We start from the raw sequence: 6949 nt of genomic DNA on the forward strand, positions 1-6949 counted from the left end.
GTGAGCGAAGAGTTACTCATCAATGTGGCACCGATGGAAACCCGCGTAGCGCTGGTGGAAAACGGTGTGCTACAGGAAGTCTATCTGGAGCGCAGTGCCAGTCGCGGTATCGTCGGCAATATCTACAAGGGCAAGGTGGTGCGGGTGCTGCCGGGAATGCAGGCGGCATTTGTGGATATTGGCCTGGAGCGAGCTGGCTTTATCCACGCCTCTGATATTGCGCCACTGGATGAAGACGGGATGGAGTCCCGCGAGGGCGAGGTGGCGGATATCCGCGCACTGGTGCGTGAGGGGCAGTCCCTGGTGGTACAGGTGGTGAAAGATCCCATTTCCAGCAAGGGCGCCCGTCTGACTACCCACCTATCGGTTTCTGCCCGCTACCTGGTGTATATGCCGCAGACCCGCCATATCGGCATCTCCAACCGTATCGAGGATGAATCCGAGCGCGACCGCTTGCGCGACCTGGTGGATCTGGCGTCCGCCAAGCTGGCAGAAGAAGGCCACAGCGGCGATGGTGGCTTTATCCTGCGCACCGTCGCGGAAGGGGTGAGCGAAGAAGAGCTGCTGCGGGATATCCCGTTCCTGTACAAGTTGTGGATCGAGCTGGAGCAGCGCATCAAGATCGCGAAGGAACCGGCGATCATCTACGAAGACTTGCCGCTGTTTATGCGTGCATTGCGTGACCTGGCGCGCCCGCATACGGAGAAAATCCGGATCGACTCCCGCGAGGCCCACGGCCGCGCAGCCAAGTTCACCAGCAAGTACGCCCCGGAGATCGCCCCCAGGATAGAGCACTATCCGGGGGAGAGGCCGCTGTTTGACCTGTACGGGGTCGAGGAGGAAATCCGCAAGGCGCTGCAGAACAAGGTCACGCTGAAGTCCGGCGGTTATCTGATTGTCGAGCAGACCGAGGCCATGAGCACCATTGATGTGAACACCGGTGCGTTTGTCGGTCATCGCAACCTCGAAGAAACCATCTTCAAGACCAACCTGGAGGCGGCCACTGCGATAGCGCGCCAGCTGCGCCTGCGCAACCTGGGTGGCATCATCATCATCGATTTTATCGATATGCAGGACACGGAACACCAGCGCCAGGTATTGCGTACCCTGGAGAAGGCGCTGGAGCGGGATCACGCCAAGAGCAGTATCACCGGGGTGTCCGAGTTGGGACTGGTGGAGATGACGCGCAAGCGTACGCGCGAATCCCTCGGTCAGATGCTGTGCGAACCCTGTTCGGTATGCGCCGGTCGCGGCACCCTGAAAACGGCAGAGACCGTATGCTATGAAATCTTCAGGGAAATTATCCGCGAGGCCCGGGCCTACGACAGTGAGAAGATCATGGTACTGGCCAGTCAGGTGGTGATTGACCTGCTGTTGGACGAGGAGTCCGCCAATGTGGCGGACCTGGAAGAGTTTATCGCCCGCCCGATCCAGTTTCAGGTGGAGCCCATCTATAACCAGGAGCAGTACGACATTGTACTGGTGTGAGTTCACCACAGTTGCCGCGAGCGGCGACCATAACCTGTGCTGTCACGGCCCCGGGAGGTTTTCCTGATGCTGTGGTTGCGCTGGTTTGCCCGCAAGTTCTGGCTGCTGGTTGTGGTACTGGTGATCTCTCTGGCCATCGTGGTCCAGACCGGACGCATCCTCTCCCCGCAGGTGGGCAAGTACAGCCCGGAAATCGGCAGCTGGCTCTCCGAGCGCCTGGGTGCACCGGTGCGCCTGGAGCATATCTCGTTGCGCTGGCAGGCGCTGGAAGTGGCGCTGCAGATCGACGGTCTCAAAATCGGCGGCGAAGGGCAGGTGCGTCTGCAGCGCGGCCTGTTTCACCTGGACCTGCTGTCGAGCATCTGGAACCGCGAGCTGATCTGGAAAAACCTGGAAGTCGACGGCTTTTCCGCGCAACTGGAGCAGCGCCCGGAAGGCGGCTGGCAGGTGCAGGGCTTCCCGCTGGTGTCCGGGGCGGCGGAGAAACATCCGCAGACCGGTGAGGTGGGGCCGCGCCTGGGCGATCCCGCACGGATCTTCCAGTTGGGCCCGAAGGTGCTGGTACGCGACGCCAGTATCGGCCTGACCCTGACCGACGGGCAGTCTGCCAATGTCGACCTGCGCGAGATCCTGCTGGAAAACAGTGGTGACTTCCATCGCCTGGTCGCGCGCGCCTTTGTTACCGGTGCCATGGAGAGCCTGCACAGCGGTGAAGAGAGCCTGCACCTGGTGCTCGAAGGTCGCGGCAATCCCCGCAATAGCGAAGATTTCACACTCAAGGGGTACGTGCAGCTGAACGAGCTGCTGGTCGATGCGGACCTTGTCGGCCTGCTGTACCAGCTGTCGCCGCTGCCGGAGAAGCTCTACTGGCCGGGGCGCAAGCTCGCCGGTGGCCGACTCTGGCTGAGCTCGGATGCGCAGACCGGCTACAGCCTGCGCGGCGACCTGAGTCTTGCGCAGATGACGGAGACTGCGCAGGAGAATCAGTCGGCGCAGACAGAGAAAAAAGGCGCCCTGGAAACGCTCAATGCCCTGTCCAGCAATATCTCCGGGCGCTGGCGCCCCGGGGACTCCTGGGAGCTGGTTCTACAGGAGCTGGGACTCAACTGGCAGCAACTCGAGGTGCCCGATGTCAATCTGCAGGCCAGCGGTGACCAGCAAGGCAACCTGCAGCTCGCGGTAGACCAGATAGAATTACAGGCATGGCACCGGGTGCTGCGGGTGCTGGAACTGATGCCCGACAAGGCCGACGAGTGGCTCCAGGCGCTGGAGCCAACCGGCGAGCTGCAGAACGTACGCCTGGCGCGTATCGATGGTGAGGTATCCGTTGCCGCCAACCTGCATAACGTGGATGCGGGGGCACACCGCGGGGCACCGGCAGTCACCGGGGTGAACGGTTACCTGTCGCTGAACGGCCGCGGTGGCCGTGTCGAGCTTGCCAGCGATACCGGTTTCAGCGCACATTTCCCGCTGCTCTACGACGCGCCATTTTCCTTCGGTGCCGCGCGCGGTACCGTTGCCTGGGATGTCGATCGGGACCACAACACGGTTTCCATCTATTCAGGTCCGCTCCTGCTGGACGCAGTGGCGGAATCCGGAAACAAAGCCATTCCCTCGGCCGGCGACTTCCGCGGGCAGTTCCTGTTGCAGATTCCACTTATACCGCACTCACGCGCGGCAGATTTCACCCTCTCGCTGGGATTGCGCAATGTGGCAGTGGAGGAACAGCGCAATCTGGTGCCGACGGTGGTGAGTGACGAGCTGCGCGACTGGTTGAACCAGAGTGTCGGCAAGCGCAATGACGGCAAGATTCCGGCGGCCGGGTTTATATACCGCGGATACAGCTATCGCGAGGGCGATGACGAGGCTCTGCTGGCACTGGGGCAGCACGATAACCGTCACACCGTGCAATTGCAGGCGGATATCCGCGACGGCAGCCTCCAATACGCACCGGACTGGCCTGCAGCGGAACATGTCGATGGACACCTCAGTGTCAACGATCGCGACGTACTGGTGATGGCTCCCAAGGCAAGGCTGTGGAATGTGGACGGGGCAAATGTCTCTGTGCACCTTTCTCCCGAGGCTACCGGCTCTCGCCTGGATGTGCGCGCCCAGCTCGCTGGCCCGGCGGCGGACGGCCTGAAAATTCTGCGTGAGTCCCCGCTGCGCGACCGCCTCGGCAATGCCTTTGACAGCTGGGCTCTGGACGGGGCCATGCAGGGCAAACTGCACCTCATCCAGCCTCTGGGCGGTGCGGACTTTGAACCCAGCCAGCAGGTCGACCTGACCCTCTCAGGCGCCAACCTTTCGTTGCAGAATCTCAAGCTGGATATCGAACAGCTCAACGGCAATGTGCGTTACCACAGTCGCGATGGCCTCAAGGGCTCCCGTTTTCGCGGCCAGCTGTGGGGCAAGCCCCTGCGGGCTTCCATCCAGCATCTGGGTGAAGGTGATGCGCGGGATACCCAGGTGGTAATACACGGCGAAGCGGTGACCGAGAGTATCGGTCAATGGAGTGGTCGCCCGGAATTACAGTGGCTGGACGGCAGCCTGGATTACACCGCCCGCGTCACCATACCCGCCGCGTCCAAGGAAAAGCCCTATGCGGCCGTGCTGGAGTTGTCTTCCGACCTTCAGCAGGTGGCGGTAAACCTCCCGGCACCGTTGGCAAAACCCGCGGGAGAGAAATCCCGCTTTGTGCTTCGGGTCCCTATCGGTGAGCAGGGTAATCTGTATCACCTCAGCTACGGGGAGCACTTGCAGGGACAGTTGTGGCAGGTCGATGGCAAGCTGGAGCGCGCCTCGATTGCGCTGAATGCCGGGGCAAGGCTGCCGGATACGCCGGGAATCTCCGTTATTGGTGATTTGTCACGGGTGGCGCTGCAACCGTGGAAAGATGCGCTGGCAATCTACACCGGGGACACCTCTGCGCAGAGTCAGGTGGCGCAGGGGGGGGGCGACGGCACGCGGGAAGAGGCGTCGCCGTTGCCGATTACCCTGGATCTCAGTACCGATCTGTTGCAGGTGTCGGAAACCACCAATATCGAGAACATTCACGTGCGCGGTCGCGGACTGGGAGCTGACTGGCAGCTCGATTTCGACAGCGAAACCGCGGCGGGTGAACTTGCCGGCACACTCAACGCGGCGACACCGCTGCAGCTGAAACTTGCGCATCTGCGCCTGCCGGCGCTCAAGGGTAAGGATCTGGAGGCGCAGGGAGACGCTGTCGATGCAGAGGCCGTTGAGGACGCGGATGTACTGACGGCCGAGCTCAAGGACCGTTGGAAGGGTTTTGACTTTGCCAGTCTGCCGAGTGTGGATTTCAGCACCGAGGAACTGTGGTTGGGCGAGGAGTCCATGGGCCCCTGGTCCTTCCAGTTGCGGCCCTCGGAACAGCGCCTGGTGGTGAGTGAAATCCAGGGGACCCTGCGGGGGATTCAGATCGATAGCCGTGGGGAAGGAGAGAATCGTCTCGGTGCGCAGCTGATGTGGATGCGCGACAGCGACGGTCGTGAATCCTCCCAGTTTATCGGTCGCCTGCGCGGCGACAATCTCGGCGATGTATTGCAGGCCTGGGGCCAGGAGGCGGCCATCGAGAGCCGCAGTGCGGTGTTTGATACCGCGTTGCGCTGGCAGGGTTCTCCCGCCATGGTCAGTCCCAACAGCCTCAACGGCGAGATTCGTATCGATATCCGCAACGGCCGCTTTATGCGTGCCAGCGACAACGCGGGCACCTCGTTGCTGCGCTTGTTGTCCCTGTTCAACTTCGACACCTGGGCGCGCCGTCTGCGCCTGGATTTCTCGGATCTGGTGCAGAGCGGGCTCACCTTCGACCGGGTCCACGGCGAGGTGTATTTCGAGGGGGATGGTGAGTTGCTGATCGCCGTGCCCATCCAGGTGGAGGGCCCCACCAGTGAACTGCAGATGGCCGGACGGGTGAATCTGCAGCGCGAAGACCTCAACCTGACCCTGGTGGCGACTTTGCCTGTGGGCAACAACCTCGCATTTGTCGCGGCCCTGGCCGGTGGCCTGCCTGCGGCTGCGGGCGTGTACCTGATCAGTAAGGTATTCAAGAAGCAGGTGGATCGGGTAGCGAGCGTCAGCTATCGCATTGATGGCGAGTGGGCGGATCCGAAAGTGCGCTTTGACAAGCTGTTTGACGACGGCGCTGCCGGTCGCGAGGGGCAGAGCGCGGTGGCGCAAAGAGAGCGGGAAAAGGCTGCTGAGGCTGCGCGCCAGGCGGCACAGGCACAAGAACTGTCGGAGTCCAGTGGCGCCGAAGTCCCGCCAGAGGGTGACCCCGAGCTTTCCGACGAGCTCCCGGCGGCCCAATCCAGGGCTACCACGCCGGCCCCCTTGCCGCTGGGTACCGGTTAATTCGTGTTCAAGGTTGCAAAAACCGAATAATTATTCGATATTGGCGTATCTCACAACTGATAATAGCAGCAACCGAAAAATAATCACGCTAACTGGGGGCGTCGCCAATGTCTGAGGTGGTTTCTTTGGCCGGAATACCGTTTAACCGATATACGCTGTTCAAGATATTCAAATACACCGTTTACTGTCTGCTGACCTACAACGTCTACGCGTTTTTTATGGAAAACCAGGCGGCGGCGGGTACCGTGTTTGCCGATGGTGTCAGTTTCGGCAAAATCATCGAAGCCTACAACGATTCCATCGATACCCTGGCCTGGGTGCTGTTACTGCTGGTGTTCGAGCTGGAAACCTGGGTGCTGTCCGATGAAAAGATCAAGGGTGGTACCAAGTGGATACTGAATGCGGTATCTGCGTTCTGTTACGTTTTTATTGTCTACTCGTTTTACGGTTACGTCTCGGAGATGGTGTCGCTGACCCATCTGCTGCCGGTAGCCGGCTCTGCCTGTGACCTGGCCAACAGTGGCGGCTGGTCGATGGTGCTGGAGCAGGATGACTATGTAGCGTTGACCGCGGCAAACTGCGGCTCATTGGCGGATACCCATTTACTGCGTCTGGCGGATGCTCAGGTACTGGGCGATGCAGCGGTGTGGCGTGAAATTCAGTGGCTGGCGTGGGTCGATGTGATCAATGCCGGCGCTTGGCTGCTGGTGGTGGCGATTCTGGCATTCGATGTATGGCTGCAGCTGCGTCATCAGCTGTCCGATTCCATCATGCGTTACTCCCAGGTCATCAAGGGTCTGCTGTACTTCACCCTGCTGCTGTGCGCCGTTTACTGGGGCATCAATGGCAGCTTCCTGGATTTCTGGGACGCCTTCCTGTGGCTCGTTGCCTTCTTCTTTATCGAGCTGAACCTGTTCGAGTGGCAGGCTGAGACCAGCGCGGAGTAATCCTTGGCGGTTCCTGCCTGGCTCTCAGGCTGGGAGCTTCGTACTCAAGTCCGGTAGCGGTGCCGCTACCGGGTATTGTTTTGCAAGACACGCCGTAGCCCCATCCCTGGGGGTTCTTCTAAAACATCCCTGTTTTA

Annotated in this window: 3 protein-coding genes; all 3 read left to right on the forward strand. The window is 60.8% G+C overall.

Translation table 11 applies throughout. The annotated features are described in order from the left end of the window. The 3 genes from rng (at position 1) to B4U49_RS08715 (ending at position 6812) form a co-directional block, all read left to right on the forward strand. A complete protein-coding gene (rng, locus tag B4U49_RS08705; protein WP_078084191.1) occupies positions 1-1488 on the forward strand; it encodes a ribonuclease G in 1488 nt (495 codons plus the stop codon). 66 nt (positions 1489-1554) lie between these two features. Then, positions 1555-5865: a YhdP family protein gene (locus B4U49_RS08710; RefSeq protein WP_078084192.1), complete on the forward strand. Its 4311-nt coding sequence runs from the start codon at positions 1555-1557 to the stop codon at positions 5863-5865. 107 nt (positions 5866-5972) lie between these two features. Continuing rightward, positions 5973-6812 carry a hypothetical protein gene (locus B4U49_RS08715; protein WP_078084193.1) on the forward strand — a complete coding sequence of 280 codons (840 nt, stop codon included), beginning with the start codon at positions 5973-5975 and terminating at the stop codon, positions 6810-6812. Positions 6813-6949 lie beyond the last annotated feature (137 nt).

This window comes from Microbulbifer mangrovi (genome assembly GCF_002009015.1).
GTDB lineage: Bacteria > Pseudomonadota > Gammaproteobacteria > Pseudomonadales > Cellvibrionaceae > Microbulbifer > Microbulbifer mangrovi.